14 protein-coding genes are annotated in these 19,796 nt (G+C 51.6%); 11 read left to right on the forward strand and 3 right to left on the reverse strand.

Features of this window, described 5'->3' with window-relative positions; all coding sequences use genetic code 11:
- The first annotated feature begins 236 nt into the window (after nucleotides 1–236).
- Nucleotides 237–1,643 (forward strand): MBL fold metallo-hydrolase RNA specificity domain-containing protein, encoded by a 1,407-nt coding sequence (locus tag EDC38_RS03110; protein WP_123637280.1) that lies wholly within the window; start codon nucleotides 237–239, stop codon nucleotides 1,641–1,643.
- Between the two features lie 118 nt (nucleotides 1,644–1,761).
- Here the strand turns inward: EDC38_RS03110 and EDC38_RS03115 are convergent, their stop codons facing one another.
- Both EDC38_RS03115 and EDC38_RS03120 read right to left on the reverse strand, forming a co-directional pair.
- Entirely contained in the window at nucleotides 1,762–2,403 is a 642-nt protein-coding gene (locus tag EDC38_RS03115; RefSeq protein ID WP_123637281.1) for a hypothetical protein, read from the reverse strand.
- A gap of 254 nt (nucleotides 2,404–2,657) precedes the next feature.
- Complete coding sequence (locus EDC38_RS03120; protein ID WP_123637282.1) at nucleotides 2,658–3,581, reverse strand: DUF4351 domain-containing protein; 924 nt, start codon at nucleotides 3,579–3,581, stop codon at nucleotides 2,658–2,660.
- Nucleotides 3,582–3,868: 287 nt separating this feature from the next.
- Here EDC38_RS03120 and EDC38_RS03125 point away from each other — a divergent pair, with 287 nt between their 5' ends.
- Nucleotides 3,869–6,862 carry a hypothetical protein gene (locus EDC38_RS03125; protein WP_123637283.1) on the forward strand — a complete coding sequence of 998 codons (2,994 nt, stop codon included), beginning with the start codon at nucleotides 3,869–3,871 and terminating at the stop codon, nucleotides 6,860–6,862.
- A gap of 81 nt (nucleotides 6,863–6,943) precedes the next feature.
- On the opposite strand, the gene EDC38_RS03130 is transcribed toward EDC38_RS03125, so the two are convergent.
- Nucleotides 6,944–7,798, reverse strand: coding sequence for a putative porin (locus EDC38_RS03130; protein ID WP_123637284.1), 855 nt, complete (start codon nucleotides 7,796–7,798; stop codon nucleotides 6,944–6,946).
- Nucleotides 7,799–8,701: 903 nt separating this feature from the next.
- On the opposite strand from EDC38_RS03130, the gene EDC38_RS03135 reads away from it, so the two are divergent.
- The 9 genes from EDC38_RS03135 (at nucleotide 8,702) to EDC38_RS03175 (ending at nucleotide 19,796) form a co-directional block, all read left to right on the forward strand.
- The gene (locus tag EDC38_RS03135) at nucleotides 8,702–10,765 is read left to right on the forward strand and encodes a hypothetical protein (protein WP_123637285.1); all 2,064 of its coding nucleotides are present in this window, start codon (nucleotides 8,702–8,704) and stop codon (nucleotides 10,763–10,765) included.
- Nucleotides 10,766–10,790: 25 nt separating this feature from the next.
- Nucleotides 10,791–11,150 carry a hypothetical protein gene (locus EDC38_RS03140; RefSeq protein ID WP_123637286.1) on the forward strand — a complete coding sequence of 120 codons (360 nt, stop codon included), beginning with the start codon at nucleotides 10,791–10,793 and terminating at the stop codon, nucleotides 11,148–11,150.
- Complete coding sequence (rfbB, locus tag EDC38_RS03145; RefSeq protein WP_123637287.1) at nucleotides 11,143–12,210, forward strand: dTDP-glucose 4,6-dehydratase; 1,068 nt, start codon at nucleotides 11,143–11,145, stop codon at nucleotides 12,208–12,210. The genes EDC38_RS03140 and rfbB overlap by 8 nt, the downstream gene beginning before the upstream one ends.
- Nucleotides 12,211–12,296: 86 nt before the next feature.
- A complete protein-coding gene (gene rfbD, locus EDC38_RS03150; protein ID WP_123637288.1) occupies nucleotides 12,297–13,178 on the forward strand; it encodes a dTDP-4-dehydrorhamnose reductase in 882 nt (293 codons plus the stop codon).
- The gene (gene rfbA, locus EDC38_RS03155; RefSeq protein WP_123637289.1) at nucleotides 13,175–14,041 is read left to right on the forward strand and encodes a glucose-1-phosphate thymidylyltransferase RfbA; all 867 of its coding nucleotides are present in this window, start codon (nucleotides 13,175–13,177) and stop codon (nucleotides 14,039–14,041) included. The genes rfbD and rfbA overlap by 4 nt, the downstream gene beginning before the upstream one ends.
- A gap of 57 nt (nucleotides 14,042–14,098) precedes the next feature.
- Complete coding sequence (locus EDC38_RS03160; RefSeq protein WP_123637290.1) at nucleotides 14,099–15,457, forward strand: class I SAM-dependent methyltransferase; 1,359 nt, start codon at nucleotides 14,099–14,101, stop codon at nucleotides 15,455–15,457.
- A gap of 34 nt (nucleotides 15,458–15,491) precedes the next feature.
- A complete protein-coding gene (locus EDC38_RS03165) occupies nucleotides 15,492–17,702 on the forward strand; it encodes a glycosyltransferase family 4 protein (RefSeq protein ID WP_123637291.1) in 2,211 nt (736 codons plus the stop codon).
- Between the two features lie 24 nt (nucleotides 17,703–17,726).
- On the forward strand, nucleotides 17,727–18,536 hold the full coding sequence (locus EDC38_RS03170) for a glycosyltransferase family 2 protein (RefSeq protein WP_170162839.1): 810 nt from the start codon (nucleotides 17,727–17,729) through the stop codon (nucleotides 18,534–18,536).
- A 15-nt stretch (nucleotides 18,537–18,551) separates the two neighbouring features.
- Nucleotides 18,552–19,796 (forward strand): nucleotide sugar dehydrogenase, encoded by a 1,245-nt coding sequence (locus tag EDC38_RS03175; protein WP_123637293.1) that lies wholly within the window; start codon nucleotides 18,552–18,554, stop codon nucleotides 19,794–19,796.

Raw genomic sequence — 19,796 nt, forward strand, 5'->3', positions numbered from 1 at the left:
CTAGAATGTGTGTTATAGCTACTGAGCAAAATGTTTACCACGGAGGGGCGTGACGGGGAGACCCTTTCAAGACCGTAGAGCGGGGGACCCGCGATCCGAGCCTACGTGGACGCCCCACAGGGATGTGGGAAGTGTCCGTAAGCGCCAGGAGCGCGTAGGACCGTATGTACGGCGTGTCTTGAAAGGGTCTCCCCGTCACGCCCTGGGAGTTCTACGAAGAGAACGGGAAAACACCAATGGACTACCCAAAATTCCAACACCACGGCGGCGCCGATGGCGTCACCGGCAGCTGCCACCGCTACATCGCCAGCCCCGACCACGCCGTACTCGTAGACTGTGGCCTCTTCCAGGGCCAGGACGCCGACCACCTCGACAGCCTCGAACAACACCAGATCCACTTCGACCTCAGCGCCGTCTTCGCCCTGATCGTCACCCACGTCCATATCGACCACATCGGAAGACTGCCATACCTCATGGCCGCCGGATTCAAAGGCCCCATCTACTGCTCAGAGCCCTCCGCCAAACTGCTCCCACTGGTCATCGAAGACGCCCTCAAAATCGGCTTCACCCGGGACGCGCGGCTGATCAACCAATTCCTCGACACCGTCAGCCAGCAGCTCAAACCGCTGCCATACCGGCAATGGCACACCATTCTGGACGACGACCAACGAAAAATCCGCATCAAACTCCAGCGCGCCGGCCACATCCTCGGCTCCGCCTACGTTGAAGTGGACCTGCTCAACAAAACCACCGGGCAAAGCCACCGCACTGTCTTCTCCGGAGACCTGGGCGCACCCTATGCGCCGCTGTTGCCCGCGCCCAAATCACCCTACAAAGCCGACACTCTGATCATCGAAAGCACCTACGGTAACCGCACCCACGAAAGCCGAAAGGACCGGCGCCTCAAACTCAAAGCCGCCATCGAGCACGCCCTGAAAAACGACGGCACCGTGATCATCCCCGCCTTCAGCATCGGCCGGACCCAGGAGCTGCTGTATGAACTGGAAGACCTGATCTACCGGGGCGGGGAAACCTGGCAAAAGATGGAAATCATCGTCGACTCACCCCTGGCCGCCAAATTCACCCAGGTGTATCGGGAGCTTAAACCCTTCTGGGACGCCGAAGCCCAGAAACGGCTCAAGGCCGGTCGGCACCCACTGAGCTTTGACAACCTCTACACCGTCAACAGCCACGAAGAACACCTGCAGACCGTGGACTACCTCGCCAAGACCGGCCGCCCGGCCATCGTCCTGGCGGCGAGCGGCATGGCCGCCGGGGGCAGGGTGGTGAATTACCTCAAAGCCATGCTCGAAGATGAACGCCATCAAGTCCTGTTCGTCGGCTACCAGGCTCAGGGCACCCCCGGTCGCGCCATTCAGCAATACGGCCCCAGCCACGGCTGGGTCGAACTCGACGGCGAGCGCCGCACCATCCGGGCGGGTGTCACCACCATCGGCGGCTACTCCGCCCACGCGGATCAGAATGACCTGGTGCATTTTGTAAAACGAATGAAGCAATGGCCCTGCACCATCCGCCTTGTCCATGGCGACCGGGACGCAAGACAGGCTCTGAAGGAAAAGTACCACGCGCTGGGCGATTCTCGTCATCACCACTTCAACGTCCTTCTGCCCAGCAATCAGTGAGTCGGCTTACGGCCTGCGGCCTAAGCCGACCTACGAGAAAGTACCGAGCCGCCACTACCCACAGTAGGTCGGCTTAGGCCGAAGGCCGTAAGCCGACAACTTCCTCCAGACCAGAAACCTACACACAAACCCCCGTTTCCTCCTGACTCAACTCTTCCAGCGTCTCGATCGTCCCGTCGGGCGAGACCTGAATCAGATTCTCTCCGCGAACCAGGCACAAGGAATCCCACGCCACATGAACCCGGTAGCCCTCCGTGTTGGCCTCAAATGCCAGCGGCCTCACCTGCTCTTTATAGTTCTGTGCGTAGGTTAAATACACCAACAGCTCCGCCTCGGTATCAATATCGCCGAAAAATTCCAATAACAGCGCGTCGGAATCAATAACGGCCGCATCAAAACCGGTTAAAAATACCGCATAAACCGGGCAGTACAAGGGTCGACACTGAGCACCAAAACCGGTATCAAGAACCGTGGTCTCCTCAAGAATGGCTTTCTGAGTATCATCCAGAGCCTCATAGGTTGACGCATCAAAGGTCATCAACCGCTCAAATTCATCGCTACCCAGCCCGGGAATCGCGCCCAGACGAATCTCCCAATAGTCTACAGGTTGGGCGAGATCGAAATCCTCGGCCGAGTACTCCCCGGAGAAGGTGGTTTCCGGAATTGAAAGCGTTTGTCGAGGGTTCTCCGGTGAAGGATGGTCATCGCCGGAGCAGGCGGCCAGGGATAGGCTGATGGCGAGCAGTAATGTACGAGTCATGGGCACTTCCCTATAGTAGTGAGTGAACACAGGTGCTCGGGTAGCGTAGCCAAGGAAAATGTAGGGGTGTGTAAGGTTTTGTGCGGAAACTGTGTGCCAACAGGCTCGCTGGTCTGCTCAGGCCGCAGACGTAAGCCGCCAGAACCACCATGAACAAGACGAGCCCGGGTAAGGCAAGCGGTGAAATTGCAGGATGCGTGAATGCCTACTCGTGAAAACGAGTAATTGAGAACCGGGTACGATAAATGAACCTGCTATTCAAATACCTCGGCTAGCGTCTCGGCATCCAACACACGGTCACTCCAGGCTTCGAGTTGCTCGATGGAGGCGTTATTCACGCGTTCCTGTGTCACATCGTCCAGAGGCCCGAAGCGTTTAGTGAGGAATCGGGTTAACATAGTGACAGCCTCTTGGCGGCGACCTTCCTCTCGACCTTCTTCTCGGCCTTTCTCAAGACCTCTCTCAAGCCCAATATTGGTAAAACGCTCAGCAAATCCGGCCATTTCGTCGTTCTCCCGTTGATATTCTTGCTCATAGTGCTGACGTTCATTATCCGTCAGGTCAGTATAAATGTCGACAAAGTCCACGTACTTGCGGCGTCGGTTCCAGTCTGGCTCCAAAGACAGCAGTCCCTGAATGGCTTTGGCATATATTTCAACCTTTGAAGCCTTAGGCCAGCGCATATTCGGCAAGTTCAATCGAGCCACAATGTTGTCGCTATCCTGCCAGAGCTCATAGGGCAGGGCGCTTAACTCACATTTGACGTACCTGAAGCTCAGATAAGTGTGCTGATCGCTCCCCAGCCGCAACCGCTCAGGAATTCGGCCGGCCTTATTCAGGAAAATGACCACCGGCACCACTCGGTCCGTATCATACAGCTCTGCGAGATCCAGGCAGTAATGCGCAAGACGCCCGATGGAAAACCGGCCAGGGCTCGACTCCTCTTCCAGCACAAACAGAAGCGCTTCTTGCCTCCCGTCTGGCCACTCGACCAGCAGTGGCACATCCAACTCCCGAAATCGGTCACCAAGCCGTTCTTTGAGCTGCTCCTGCCTTATGGGCACGACTTTAACGCCCGGTCCCAATGCCGCATGCTCCTCAGGAGCGAACAGCTCCAAAGCTTGTCGAGGGTAGTCCAATATTAGATTTTTGAAATTTTGGTCGTGGCTGGCAGGCATGAGCACTCCCTGGCTTTTTGGTCTGTATATCCAAACAGTATTCCGTCGGCGCCGGGTTGTCAACGCTGTATAGAACGCCACAAGAGGCGACTGTCGGCTTACGTCCTCAATCAAACGACTCTGACCCCTCTGATCCCGAGAACTGGATCTCGTAGGGCACCACGAAACCGCACTCTTGAACATCTGGCCGAGCCAAACCAAAAAGGGTATTATCGACCATAAGGCGGCCATCAAGTAGTTCCGACGGACTCAGCCATAACAACGACAATAAATCGCCAGAGCGCGCCATGGACAAACTAATCCCCAGCTCCCTGTTCGTTTTGCTGCTCATTCTCGTCGGCTGCGGGGGTGGCGGAGGCAGTGATGGCGTTGGCCCGCAGCCTCCAGAAGCACAGCCGGAAACGCCAGCATTACCACCAGCACCGCCGGATCTCAGCCACTTGCCCGCTGAAGTCACCGCGCTGGCATCGCTTCAGGACTTCCAGCCCAAGCATTCTCGGCCCGACCATGATGTTCCCGCCGAAGTCTATCCGCCCATCGAGCTGCCGCACATTTACCCACGCATGCTCGCCACACTGCATACCCTGGAAGCCGTGTATGCCGCGGGCAGAGACCACTTCGCGCATCGGCCTCCGATGCTGCTTGAAGCCAGCGAACACAGCCTGGCGCGATTTGCCTTTAGCGGTACCGAGTGCCAGACGGGTGCCGCAGAGCAGACCGCGTTCGAACACCTGACCGACGATTACCTGATCCTCACCTACACCGACTGCCTGACCCCTCAGGGCCTTGAAATCCACGGCCAGATCATCACCGAAAGCGATTACGACTTTCGCGACAATCTGTCGGGTGTGGAGATCACGTATCGGGACCTCAACCTGAAGCAGGGCGAGCACCACGTCATCTACAATGGGCAAGTCAACATCAACAGCGTCGAAATCAGGGCCGACAACTTCGCCGTGTTCGACCTACGCCTCGACGAGATCTATCACGCCCACTACATCAGAATACAGCCTGGAAACTCGTACGGCACTGTCGGAAGTCCGGGCAAGGGGCGCTTTGATTTTTACACCTGGGCCAATGAAGCGGCCTTTACCCTCAAAAATGGTCAGCTTCACACAGTACTGGATATCACTTATCTGAGCGAAAGCAACGAGTACGATATCGACTACCGCATACAGTCTCCCCTGGAGAGGGCACAAGGTCATACCCGCGTACCGGAGTCGACGGTTTTCTTCCGGAACACCATGGGCAACGCGCCGCCATCAGTTCAATTCACCGGTCCCTCGCAACCGGAGAAAAGAGTGATGGCTGATGTCGTCGCCAACGCCGAGGATACCGAGCAAGATCTGCTCCTTTACGAATGGACGCTTCGCGACCACCCGGACGGCTGCCCGCCCGACTACTTCAGTCCTCAAGAGACCATCACCCTGCGCCTACGCCCACTTTGTCAGGGTATCCACAGCCTCGGGCTAACGATTCGTGATGCCTACAGCACAACCACCACACACTACGACCTGGACGTGCTGCCGTACTACCCCGAGCTGGCCCACCAGCAACTGTCCGGTGGTAGAGCGGGGGAGGGTGTGCAGGCACAGCTCCAGCCCCTCAACCCGGACACCGAGGGCCCTTTCACCTTCCAACTGACCTATGCGCCCAACGGCATTGTGATTGATGATCAAGGGCAAATTACCGGAACCCCAACGAAACGCTTCACGGGCGGTGGCATTATCGGCTTGGGTGTGGAAACTACCAATCGCCGCTCAACCCATGCAGGTGTTGCATTGCACCTCAGGAGCCAGGAAGCCTCCATCACCGCCACCAGCAACATCACCGACCCGAAACGATGGCCCAAAGTATGGGGAGACCTGAATGGTAATGGCGCACCCGATACCCTTTATCCATGGGGGAATACCTTCGCCGTGCTGGAGCTGACCGAAACCGGGGCGCGCTACACCCATTTGGAAACCAGGGAGTTTTCCCAGACGGGGCTGCTCGATATGGGGTTGGCCGACATCGACAACGATGGCGAGCCGGAAGTGATGCTGATATATGAGGACCGCTATATCGCGCTGTCTACCGACCACTATCAGCTCGAGCGGGACGTCGCTTTCCCGGGCACGGACGTGAACGGCATGCTCATTGCCGAAGCCTACTTGTTTCCGGGCCCCAATCCGTCGATTACCCTGGAACAAAGAGGTGGGGATGAAACCGGCTGGTTCAGCTACCAGCTTCACGACGGTAGTCGATACCCCGTGACCAACCCTCACATAACGTCAGAGCATCAGCGCTATCAAATAGACGCCAGCGGGGAGACGGCCATATTGCTGCCATACTCCATGCGACACTATGGGCCGGCCGTGCGGTTCTCCGATGGTCGAGAGCAACCACTTCCACAAGGACAATACTGGATGGCCGACGTTGAGGGTGACGGGCGGTCGGACCTGTTGAACATCGACCTACAGAATACCGAAACCGGCGAAATCGTATTAAACCAATACGATGGTGAAACAGGCGAATTTGCGGCCGAGCTCCGGGTTGTTTTGCACCAGGGGCTACTGGATGCGCCCAGCTACCTCCTTATCCCCGCATTCCTGCAACTAAATGACCAGAGTGGCGTGGAGCTCGCGTTCAGAACCGAGGGCCTGGAGGCTGAGGTTCACATTTACACCCGCCAGGCCGACAACACTTACCAGCATACCCGGTCAATTCCCGTGCCCGGGGAACATTACTCCACCATCCCACTGCTACAGCTGAACGATACCAGTGGCGCTGTAATCACAAATAATGTTACCGGAGCAATGCTGGAATTTTCTCTCGATCGAGAACCCCAGCTTCATGCCAGTGCGTTCGTTGAGGCGCAGCCCGACCTGCCAATCGACAACAGCACAATAAAAACCGTCCAGCAAGACGTTACCGGAGACGGGGACCCGGAGTGGATCGTTTGGCAAACCGATATCCCGACCGGTTTTCATGCGGAAGTTTATGATCAAGAGATGAGCCTGCTTGCCACCCTCAATCTTCCAGACGAATACAGGCTGAGTATTCCAGACCTGACCGGAGTAACCTCCGACCATATGCTGGGCACAAGCCGTGCCGTGAAGTTCAGCAAGTACCCCGGTACCCGTCTGGTACTGATTGACTGGAAAAAAAGCGTGATGCTCGAAAAGTCCGAGTACTTGCCTGGTGACCTGATGCCCGACAGCGTTGAGTGCCTGGGGGAGAGGTTGGAAACCTGTGCTCTGAAAACCGATACCACCCTCGGTCAATTCACCATACCGTAAGCCGACTAAGACATATGGACATGACAAGTCCGGCGGGTAGGGCACCTATGCGGTGCCCAGAATCAAAGAGGCCTGCGGGCCTTAGAATCGATGGCTGGCGCCAATGCTGAACTCGGTGGCATTACCGCCGTACCATTCCGCTGAGTCCGTTTTGAAATAGTGAGCAGAGATGCTCCAGCTGTCAGTCAGAAACTTTCTGGCTCTAACCTCCAAGTCTGTGGTATTGAGCCAGTTCTCTTGAGCTTCAACGCCAATGCTCAAGGTCCGGTCAACGTAGTAGTTTACGCCAAAGGTTAGATACTCTTCCCGCTGTAGGTGGCGAATGTTCGCGCTGATGGCGAACGTTGGCCCCAGCCTGTCAGTCACATACTTGACGCCAACATTCCAGTCGTTATCCAGCTCCTGATCCTCATAAAAATCAGTGGAAATTAACAGTCCCTCAGCAGGTGTTATGCCCAGAGAAGCATTCCATTGGATATCGTTATCAGGTCTGTTCGGAAAATCCTGTCCGTACCGGTCCAGTCCCAGTCCTAAATAGAGAAACTCTCCAGCCAAGTACCACTCTCCCTTGAGACTCAACTTGGTGTCGCTGACAGTGGTGCCCGGGAAAGTTTCCGAGTACGAATAATTAAATTCGTTCGGGTCCGAATTGGTATCTTCGAAGTATACGGTGTAGCTGGGTTGTTTGTATTCGGTTCGATCTAAATCGATATGGATACTGTTTGCACGCTCCAGAAACGCGGCTTCACCCAGAACGTGATGTTTGATCTGAACTGGACTGAAGTAGTACGTACCCTCAAGGACTAAACTATTGGCGTCCCGGTTCTCGTCGAGTTCTTTTTGTTGAAAGTGGCCCGCAATCTCCAGTTGATAACCAGAGGCTGCCGTGCTGGTCGCCATCAGGGCCAGTGTCGCGAAAAAAGGGTGTTTGGGCATAAACTATCTATTCCTTGTCGTTGTTGATGTCAGCCTGACTGTATTCTTTAGGCAGGGTCCTGGGGTTCACCAGCCCGCACAACTTGTCTCGCTACGAAGCATCTGTGTGGAAGCCATGTTGCGGAGGTCGGTAAAAAACGGCGAAATCTTATCGGATACAGTTGTAGTAATCCAGTCATCTTTTCGGCGCTGTCAGAGTCAAAGGAAGGCATCGGGTTGCGGCCTGTTTGACCAAGAGTATTCCACGGACTCACCTTTCTCTCGTTTTGGTGTGGACTTCACGCTAAGTCCGGACGATAGGTACATAAAGTCGTGTGAGTGACAATGTGAATCGAGCCGCCTGGTAAGCATAAAATATAGTTATTTGCTATAAAAAATATCTAGCCAATAGATTTTGAGTTCTGAAGCAGGGGCGTATCGTTTGCCGCTGCGCTTTCCCTGCCTATTGAGAGCGGACGCACTCTAACGGAAATCAATAGTCGTTTATGTTGACCATCGCGCACTCAGACACCGATATCTTGCCTGGCGGCGTGCCGTTCTTGTAATAAAGAGTGCCTGAATACCCACAGCCCTCTGACTGGGCAGCGTAACCGGAACATAAATTATCCCCAATAATTGCAAAATGACCGTCCAGTCTCTACCATCCGTTCATCCTGTGAACAATGCGCCCGGGATGGGCACTCAATTCAACCCTCTGGTGATGCCGTCATGACAAGGTAGGGCGGTAGCGTATCCGGGCTCAAAACTGTAAAATCTTGTAAATGAACCGGCCGCTACAGGGTAGTTTTGGCGAAAAGTCGATAAATTGCGCGAAAATGCCTGGAAATTTCCGCAAAACGTTGAATTCAACCGAGTAGCTCCCGGCTGCTCGGCCTATGACGAATACCCGGATAATCGCTATTTATGCCCAAGTTCCCTCATATCCTGAGCACCATCCTCCATATGGGTGCCGGCAACGCCAATGAATTGCCCGAATACCTGAACTCCAACGCCAAACGAATCCTGCTGGTCGAGCCAAACCCCAAGTTGGCCGAAAGCCTGCGTCGGCGGACGGCGGACGATGCACGCGTTGAGGTCCTTGAAGTCGCTGTATCCGACGACCCTCAGCGTAACTTGCTGACTGAATACAACATTCCGGAAGCGGCCAGCCTGTACAAGCCCGACGGGCTCTACAAGCTGTTCCCGGGGCTGAGAAGCATTGTCCAGCACTCTGTTGAGGTCCGTCACCCCGCTGCGCTGGTTGCGGATACGCTCCCGGCTGACGAACCTAACCTGCTGGTGATTCAGGCGCCGGGAGCCGAGCAGGCTATTATCGAGGCCCTGGCGGCGGAGAGCCTGCTGGAGCGTATCAGCCAGTTGGCGGTTACCTCCTCTGACGAGCCGCACTACACCTCGGGCAGTGCGGCGCCTGCCGTACTTAACGCCCTCAAGGGAAGCGGCTTTGAAGTGGCGGAAGAAGACCGCTCGAACCTCGATTGGCCCCAGTGGCACCTGACGTTCGACGCCCGCGCCCACAAGATCAAAGCGCTGGAAGCGGCACTAAATGAAAAACAGGCCCAAACCGAAGCTATTCGGCAACAGCTCTCCGCAAAAGAAGTTGAGCTAAGTGGGCTTGCGGAAGAGTTAACTGCTCGCGAATCGAAGATTAGGTCGCTGGATGAGCAATTATCTCAGGCAGAGAGGGGTAATGGAGAGTACAAGCAACGTATCGAGACTACTCAACAACAGCTCTCTGCCAAGGAGAACGAGCTAAAAGGCCTTAAGGAAGAACTGGCTGCGCGGGACTCTACAATTAAATCGCAGGATGACCGTCTGTCCCAGGCGGAAGACACTGCCAGGCAACTCGAAGACGAACTGAGGCAGAAAAAAGACCGCGTCAAAAGCCTGAAAGTTGAGTTGGAAGAGCGCGCCACCCAAATAAAGCAACAAGAACAAAAACTGAATGAGACGAGCGCCAAGCAAAGCAATCTCACAGAGCGCCTCCAGCAGCACGAAAAAACGATCAACACCCAAGAAGAGCAGCTCGATCGCGCCCAAAAGGCTCAGGTAACTGCCGAACAGAAGGCCACAGACCTGGCCAACAGAGTCCAGGCCTTGGAACAGCAGCTCAAGGCCCAGCACGCCGCACAGCAGCAGTCCGATAAACTGCTGCAACGCATGGAGTATCTGTTTGAGCAGCAAAGCCTGCAGCTTGAACAAGCCGCCAATGCGTTGGGTCGTCACGTCAGCGTGACTGCCAAAACCACCGCCAAAGAGCTGGAAGCCGGTATCCAGCTCCAGCAACAGTACGGCTCGCAGATGATTGGCCTGGAAGAGCAGGGCAAACGACTGCCGTCCACCGTGGCGCTTCAGTTATCACGTTTGCTGAAGTCCCAGCCATACGACGTCGTTATCGAAATGGGCAGCGGTGTCACCACCTCCTTTCTGGCGCACACACTGCGCAGTCGCCCTCAGGAGGGTGGAAGCAAGGCATCCGCCAATACCGATGTAGCCCACTATATCGACCCCAGCGATGAAGATCTCCCCAAGCGTATCGTCTGCTTTGAGCACAGTCGCGCCCGGTTCAATCACCTGCAGAGCACGCTGAAGCAAAGCGGCTTGGCACCGGTCGTCAATCTTCATTTTGCCCCCCTGGTTCCCTACCAGCATCAGGGCACGGAGTACCTGTACTATGATTGTGCAAACCGCCTGCAGCAACTGGCTAATCTGTTTGAAAATCGCCAGGCCAGAATCTTTGTCCTGCTCAACGAGAGCGCGGAAGAACAACAGCCGGACCGGGTCGCCGCTTTACCGCAACTGCTTCAATACCTTTCGGCGCATACCCTGGATGTAGTCGTAAACGATGTGGACAAGCACGCAGAGCTGATCGATCAATGGCAGGCACTGCTCAACACTCGCGGCCTTGAATGCCAGCCCGCCGTTGAGTTTGGCGCGCCCACCGCACAACGCCTGACTATTAACCCTTAAACCATGAAAGGATGCAGGAGCCGAAATGCCGCTGGATAAACCCTTAAACCTCGACTTCGACTCGTCCGGCTCCCCGTCGAACGGGCTGCCGGACCAACACTCGCCCAGCCCCAAATCGGGCGACCTGGCGACGCAAATAGAAGAACTGAAAAAAGAGCTGCAAGCCAAAAACCGAATATTGGATGCCAAAAACCAGGAAATCAGCGAGCTCAAAATCAAAAACCGGCAGCTGAATGACACCAACAACGACATTCAGGCCCGGCAAAAAATACTGGAAGAAGAGCTCGGCAAAGCCGAGGCTCAAATTGAACTGATTCAGGAACTGCTCCTGGAAGACGAATCGTCAGAAGCCAGCAAGAAAGAGGAAAGTGGTAAGCATGAGTAAAACGATTCTGGTCACTGGCGGCGCAGGCTTTATCGGCTCAGCCGTGGTACGAGAGCTGATCAATAACAGCGAGCACACTGTCATCAATCTGGACAAGCTCACCTACGCCGGTAACCTGGACTCGCTGACCAGCGTGGCGGACAGCCCGCGCTACCAGTTTGAGCAGGCGGACATCACCAATGCCGAGCAGATGGACCGCATATTGGCGGACACACAGCCAGATATCATTATGCATCTGGCTGCTGAAAGCCACGTAGACCGCTCCATCGACGGCCCGGCGGACTTTATCCAGACCAACATCGTCGGCACCTACACGCTGCTGGAAGCGGCCCGTAAATACTGGAGCAGCCTGAAAACCAGCGATGCCTCCAAAGCCGAAGGCTTCCGCTTCCATCATATCTCCACCGACGAAGTCTATGGCGACCTGGAAGGCACGGACGACCTGTTTACCGAAACTACTCCCTATGCCCCGAGCAGCCCCTACAGCGCCAGCAAGGCGAGCTCGGACCACCTCGTCCGCGCTTGGGGGCGCACTTTCGGCCTGCCGGTGGTCATCACCAACTGCAGTAACAACTACGGCCCGTACCACTTCCCGGAAAAACTCATCCCACTGATGATCCTCAACGCTCTGGCGGGCAAGCCGCTGCCGGTGTACGGCGACGGCCAACAGATCCGGGACTGGCTCTACGTGGAAGACCACGCCCGCGCCCTGATTCTGGTGGCCCAGAAGGGTAATCTGGGTGAAACCTACAATATCGGTGGCCACAACGAAAAGGCCAACCTGGAAGTCGTAAAAACCATCTGCGACCTGCTCCAGGAAGTGGTACCGCAGGACGCCAACTACCGTGACCTGATCACCTTCGTCACCGACCGCCCGGGCCACGACCATCGCTACGCCATCGACGCCAGCAAAATCGAAAAAGAGCTGGGCTGGACGCCACAAGAAACCTTCGAAACCGGCCTCCGCAAAACCGTCCAATGGTACCTGGACAACAAACCCTGGTGGCAAAAAGTTCAAGACGGCACTTACCGCGGCGAACGCCTCGGTGTTGGAGGCTAATACCGCACTTCCCGTAGGGCGGATAAGCCAAAGGCGCATTCGCCGTTACCAAACGTCACCCAAAGAACACACACGGCTCCTGACATATGAAAATCCTCCTCCTAGGCCAAACCGGCCAGGTCGGCTTCGAACTAAAACGCGTGTTTTCCCCGCTGGGCAACATCGTCGCCCCCACCCGCGACCAACTCGACCTCCTGAACAAACAGGCCGTAGCGGACTACCTGAGCGAACACAAGCCAAGCTTGATCCTGAACGCCGCCGCGTACACCGCCGTCGACAAAGCCGAAAGCGAGCACGAGCTTGCCAGTCGTTTGAACGGCGGGTTACCACAGCAGTTGGCGGACTATGCCAAACAAGCCAATGCCAGCTTGATTCACTACTCATCCGACTATGTGTACCCGGGGCAGGGCGACCAGCCCTTTGATGAGAGCGCACCCACAGGCCCCTTGAGTGTATACGGCAAAACCAAGCTGGAGGGAGACGACGCCGTCACCGCCAGCGGCTGCCAGCATTGGATATTTCGCACCAGTTGGGTCTACAGCGCCCGTGGTCATAACTTTATGAGAACCATGCTCCGCCTGGGCAAAGACAAAACCGAGCTCAAGGTGGTGGCAGACCAGATCGGCGCCCCCACACCGGCGCGGCTGATAGCCCAGGTATCATTGCTGGCCTACCTGCGGGATATTCCCGCGGGCACTTACCACCTGGCACCCAGAGGTAAAACCAGTTGGCAAGGGTTTGCCAAGGCTATTTTCAGCCTTTATCGCACTATGGGCCACCCCTTGGCCATCGAGTCTGAAGCGGTACATGCCATTCCCACCGCTGATTACCCAACCCCGGCTAAACGGCCGCTGAATTCAAGGTTGGCACTGACCAAGCTCGAAGCAGCGCTAGACATTGCGCTACCTCAATGGGAAAGCCAATTAGAACAAACCCTTGAAGAATCTATCGATCGGGAGACAGCATGAAAGGCATAGTACTGGCTGGAGGTTCCGGCACTCGTTTGCACCCCATTACCATGGGCGTTTCAAAACAGCTCCTGCCCATTTATGACAAGCCGATGGTGTACTACCCCATCTCCGTACTGATGCTGGCCGGTATTCGGGATATTCTGATTATCAGTACGCCGGACGATATGCCTCAGTACGAAAAGCTGCTGGGCACCGGCGAGCAATTCGGTGTCAACTTTACCTATAAGGTACAGCCAAAGCCCGAAGGCTTGGCCCAGGCCTTCATTATCGGTGAAGAGTTTATTGGCGACGATAACGTCTGCCTGGTACTGGGCGACAACATCTTCCATGGCCAACACTTCAGTGACCAACTGAAGCGTGCAGCAAAAAAAGAAAAAGGCGCTACAGTATTTGGCTACTGGGTAAAAGATCCGGAACGGTTCGGCGTCGTGGAATTTGATGATGACGGAAAAGCCATCAGCATCGAAGAAAAGCCCAAAGAACCCAAGTCCAGCTACGCAGTAACGGGCCTATACTTCTACGACAATGACGTGGTTGAGATTGCCAAATCCGTAAAGCCTTCCGAACGAGGAGAGCTGGAAATTACCTCTGTCAATAACGCCTACCTAGAGCGCGGTGACTTACGTGTAGAACGACTGGGGCGAGGATTTGCATGGCTTGATACAGGTACTCACGATAGCTTGTTGGAAGCCTCTCAGTATGTGCAGACCATTGAGCATCGTCAAGGGCTAAAAGTTGCATGTTTGCAAGAGATTGGATGGGGTAATGGCTGGTTAAACGATGAAGATCTAGCTGCTCAAGCTAAGATATTCAAGAAAACCCAGTATGGCAGGTACCTAAAGAGCCTCTTGATTGTTTAGAAGAGTAACTATTGAATGACATTTTTGGCTTAAAAGCGGGAAAGTTGGAGCACACATATGGAACGTCATTCAAATCTGAAGCTTGATCCTTTAGCGATGCTTTATCTTGCGGGCCAATGGAGGGAGCTGGTTAACTTGACTTCAGATATCAATTTTAAAGATTCTGATGGTAATCATTGCTATCGAATTGCAGCCCTTATGCAATTAGGGAAGTATAAAAAAGTCAAAAATGAGCTGCGTTCATCTAAATGCATTCTACAAGGAAATCGTAATCGCCTTTTACGAGTGCTGGCTTCCGGAGTGTTTTGCAGTATTTCAAAATCTTTAATGACATTGCAGTATATGTCTGAAGCAAGGAGGAGCTGTGATAGATCCTTAGATGTATTGGGGTTGCCAACAGTTCCTGATTTGGTGAAAGAGCTTAGATTCCAAGAGCAAAGGAGACAGCTAGGTCTTCCGCATATAGAAATGTATTCTGGGAGCAGAGATTGTAAGTTGGACATATCATCCTCCCTAGCCAAGCTTCGAAAACTAAGACCTGATTTGGTCTCGCTAGTTGTCGCATCTGCGGAGTATAATTACGAGATTGGTAATTATTCAGAATCATTAAAAGAATGGCAAGAAGTCGCTGCTTTAATGCCCGACGGAATGCCCTCGGAATATTATGCAAGGTCAAAGAAAGCTTACGTAGCGAATAAAGGGTTTTCTTCGTATAGGAAAAATTCTGAACTTACAAAAGGAGATGTAGACAAATATGCCATTTTGGAATGGCTTCACACCTCGCTAAATCCCTCATTCTATCTTGAGATAGGAGTACAAAGGGGGAAAAGTCTTGAAATTGCACGGTGCGAGGCTGTTGGCGTCGACCCAATGCCAATTTTGGATAAGGCGCTTTCGGGAAACGTTACTCTGATTGAGTCGACAAGTGACGCTTTTTTTGAGTCTCATGCTTATGAGCTGAAAGAGAAAGATGTTGATCTAATCTTTATTGATGGAATGCATTTGTTTGAATATGTTTTAAGGGATTTTATTAATGCGGAATCAGTTTCCAACGAGAATACAGTTATTGTTATAGATGACATCTTTCCTTGCAATTCAGATCAGGCTGCTCGTGCGCGAGCCACTAAGGTATGGACTGGTGATGTATGGAAAATTTACGATACGCTAAAACGCTATCGTAAGGATCTTAATCTCGTTGCAGTAGATGCTTATCCAACAGGTCTTCTTTGTATCTCGGGTTTGAAATGTAATGAATATAATTTAAAGAGTAGCTATGAGTCCATAGTTTCTGAATACAAAGATGTTGATTCTGTGCCCAAAGAATACTTGGAGCGGGCAGGGGCTATCACTGGGCGTGAGAGTGATGTGTTTAAAGAGCTAGCGCGTCTTTTTGGGAAATTAAAGACCAATAGTTAATTGCACTTTGAATCATTATTGTTGGAGGGGTTTGGTGAACTTAGTTGAAAGGGCGAACAAGAGTCTTCGGTCCGGAAGAATAGACGAAGCAAGAGTGCTTTATGCAGAGGCTGTCCAGGCTTATCCTGAAATCGCGGCGACGCTGCAGTACAACATGCGATCTTCTGGAATGGTAGCTAAGTATCGTTTTGATGATCAAGTGTTGTCCAATCTAACTGCTTCGTCTTATGTTTATGAAGACTCCATGGTTCGCCATTACCTTAAGTGGCTTGAGAGTTTGGAGTTTTGTAGTCATGAAGATTTTTGTACTAGATACGAAAGTAATGAAAGAAAAACACTTAAGGTTTTGGTGGGTACGCTTTATTCTGGTGAGAATGAAATAGAGGAGTGCAAGAGATCTGTTAAAAGGCAAAGCTATCCTGCTGTCTTGATGGACCATGTCGTCATTGAGTATCTGCCAAAAAAGGAGGCAATGGATACTCTGTATAGAACCTTTCTAGATAGTGAATATGATGTTCTGGTGAAGCTTGATGCCGATATGGTCCTTGTTGACCGAGAATTTGTTGATAAGGTGGTTCGGCTTTTTAAGCATAATGATTCTGTGAGTTTGCTTCAATGCTCATTAACTGATTTCTACTCTGGCGGAGAAATGCAAGGAATTAATGTCTATGATAAAGACATGATATGGGAGACTAGCTCTCAAGATAACCTCTTTACCGATAAGACGAAAACTCCAAAAAGAAATAGGAAGATTGAATGGAGCAAGTTTACAAGATCGGTATTCCATAGTCCGAATCCTTCTGGTTTTCAAGCATTTCATTTTGGGGTTCATAGGGCAATTAAGGTGCGAGAGGCAGCTCTAGCTGGTTCAGTGGACAGAGCTGAAGAGCAGTTGATGTATATTGAAAGGACTTTTCGACATTATGAAGTAAGGAAGGATATTAGGCTTCTCTATTCCGTTCTGGGTGCCGAATTGGCCATGCATGGCCACTTTGATGTTGAACACTTGAACTACACGGATCCTCACCTAGAAACGTTCTTTGTTAACGAGATTGAAGCTTTTGGTAGGCAAAAGCTGGAGCTTCGGCTTCGGCTTCTTAGGGTTGCCGATACGCCTTTTGTGAGTCTGAATGACATTAGAAGAAATCGTGATGGTGTGGGTGCGAGTTTTGACGTTGCGACGGTTCTTCTTATAGTTCCTCATGCAGGTATTTATGGTGGGATAAATAGGTTTTTGGAAATTGGAAAATCCCTATCCGAAAAAGGAATATTGGCGACAGTCGGTGTTAGAAGTTTGGATAAAGATTCCGTTGAATACAAGAAGATGCGTGACAGCTTTCCCGAGGTCAACGTCAGCCTTCTGGACGAGTGTGTGGGTGCAGAATGGGATTTAGCTGTTTGTGGTGATTTTTCATCTGGCGTTTTGCTCGCATTGGGCGAAGTTAAAGCTAAAGTGACGGCTGCTTATCTTCTAAATGGTTGGCAGCATAGAGAGAGGAATATAAAACAGATTGAGCTGGTTAAGCCTGACGTGATATTCGCAAACTCCTCGTATGCGGAAAGGTGCTATGAGGATTTGTGCCCGACACCGGCCCAAGGGGCAGTTGATTTCTCATTGTTCAATTCCTCAGGTCGTGTTCAAAGGCGGCATTCAGACCCACTAAAAATAGTAGTCCCAGGCGGTAGGTTGAAGCCAAGAAAGAGGGTGAAAGATGCCGTCAAGGCCGTGAATAATCTTGTGAGAATGGGGTGCTCTGTAGAGTTACATGTATTTAACGCCGAGAATGCAAGTATCGATTGTCTAGCGAAGACAAAAGTATGGGTGGCTTTGAATAGAGAGGAGGTGGCAAAGCTTATGAAGTCCTCTCATGTTGTCCTGTGCCCAGAAGAAGATGCGGGTTGGAATAATCCTGCGGCAGAAGCTTTGGCTTGTGGCATCCCATTAGTATGCACACAAGCGGGAACTACCGATTTTGCTGAGCATGGTGTAACCGCATTTGTGGTGCCTGCGCGAGATGTCGATGCGATTACTTCGTCTCTCAAGTATATTTACGACCATCCGGAGAGATCTTATGAGATGGCACATGAAGGTGTCTCTAGGGTTAGGCAGTTTACTTGGAGTAGCGTAACGGAAAAGATCTTGCACGCTGTTGAGAAATGCCGACCAGCTGACGCTAAGAAAATTGACGAAAAGCGTATGAGGTTTTTAAAGAAAATACGGAAAACTTTTGATTCGCTAGTTTAGTTGAGGTTGTTGGCAATGAGATCTGTGGTCGTAATTATTCCAGTCTATAATGGCTTTGATTGTGTGAAACGGCTCGCAAACTGCGAGGGGCTTCGGGAGGTCGAGCATGAGGTTCTATTTATTGATGATGCCAGCACTGATTCAGAAATATCGACTCTTCTGAATGAGGTGTGCTCTAGTAACCATAATTTTCATATGCTTAGTAATAATAGGAACTTAGGGTTTGTTGGAACAGTAAACAGGGGGATGTCTTTGTGCAACGATTCTGATGTCATTTTGTTGAACAGCGACACGGTAGTTCCTGTCGGCTGGGTTGATTCTTTAGTCAAGATAAGAAAAGCAGAATCAAGGGTTGCGACCATTTCTCCTTTGAGTAACGCAGCAGGTTTTTATTCTGTTCCTGTGCCCGGTGAAAATAACGCTATGCCAGAAGGATTTACAGTAGAGGAGTGTAGTAAAGCGTTAAAGAACTGCTCAGGTTTTGACTATGAGGAGTCGCTGACTACATGTGGATTCTGTCAATATATTACTAGAGAGGCGATTGACGTCGTCGGATACTTTGATGAAAGCATTTTTCATAAAGGTTATGGAGAAGAAACAGATTTTTGTTTAAGAGCGATAGATGCTGGATTTAAGAACTATATTTGCCTCTCCGAGTACGTGTACCATGAGCGAGAAGTCTCGTTTGGTGCTTCAAAATTGTCACTCAAGAAACAAAATTCTGCTTTTCTCAAGGCAATGCACCCGTCCTTCATTGATCAGCTCAAAGCATATGAGAAGGGTTCACGAGTTTCATCTGTAGCCGAAAGATTTAATCAATTCATAAAGTCTTAATTCAAAGGTTTTGGCATGTTAGATAATGTTTGTATTGGCGTGATTGGGCTAGGTTATGTTGGTCTTCCTTTGGCTGTTGAATTTTCAAAAAAGTATGAGGTCGTGGGATTTGACATTGATCGGTCTAGAGTTGAGCAGTTGGTGGATGGTGTTGACCGAACGGGGGAGGTTGCCGAGGACAGGCTAGATGAGATGTCTAGTGTCTGTTTTTCTAGTGATCCTCAGTCGCTGAAGCGCTGCAATGTTTATATAGTAACGGTCCCTACGCCGATTGACATGAATAGGCAGCCTGACTTGACGCCACTAATTAATGCATCGAAGCTTGTAGGGACAGTGATTAGTAGGGGAGATGTAGTTATTTATGAGTCAACTGTTTACCCGGGGGCGACAGAAGATGACTGTATACCTGTCGTTGAGGAGTTCTCTGGGTTGACGTTCAATGTAGATTTCTATGCTGGTTATAGCCCAGAAAGAATAAATCCAGGGGATAAGTTGAGGCCTTTAACAAAGATTGTGAAAGTTACTTCAGGGTCTACGGAGGAAGTTTCCAGGTTCGTTGATGAATTATATTCTAGTATTCTGGAAGTGGGAACATATAGAGCAAAAAGTATAAGGATTGCTGAAGCGTCAAAGGTTATTGAGAATACGCAGCGTGATGTCAATATTGCTTTGATTAATGAGCTTGCAATGATTTTTGATGAGCTTGATATAGATGTCAATGATGTTATTGAGGCGGCTTCAACAAAATGGAATTTTGTGAAATTAAAGCCGGGAATGGTCGGAGGTCATTGCATAGGGGTCGATCCTTACTATCTAGTTCATAAGTCAATGTCAGTTGGGCATGTTCCGGATATAATTAGAACGGCTAGAGAAATTAATGATGGTATGGCCAAGTACTTTTCATCGAAACTTATCAAGTTGATGGTCAGAGATGGAGGGTTGAAAAAAGGGGCTAGGGTGCTGGTCTTGGGTGTTACTTTTAAAGAGAATTGTCCCGATGTTAGAAATACTAAAGTTGTGGATTTTGTTAGAGAGTTGGAGACTTATAACTTGAATGTCGAGGTCTATGACCCAGTGGCATCGAGCAGTGAGGTTCGCGAAATTTTCGGTATTGAATTATTGTGCTCCCCAAAGCATAAGGCATACTCTGCTGTAGTGTGTGCGGTTCCTCATAAATGCTTTTCCGAGCTAAGTCCTAAAACCTTGTTGGTCGAAGGTTCCAACGTTCTGATGAATGTTAAAGAGCGAATCTTGTCGTAG

Origin of the sequence: Marinimicrobium koreense (assembly GCF_003762925.1) — a bacterium.
Lineage (GTDB): Bacteria > Pseudomonadota > Gammaproteobacteria > Pseudomonadales > Cellvibrionaceae > Marinimicrobium > Marinimicrobium koreense.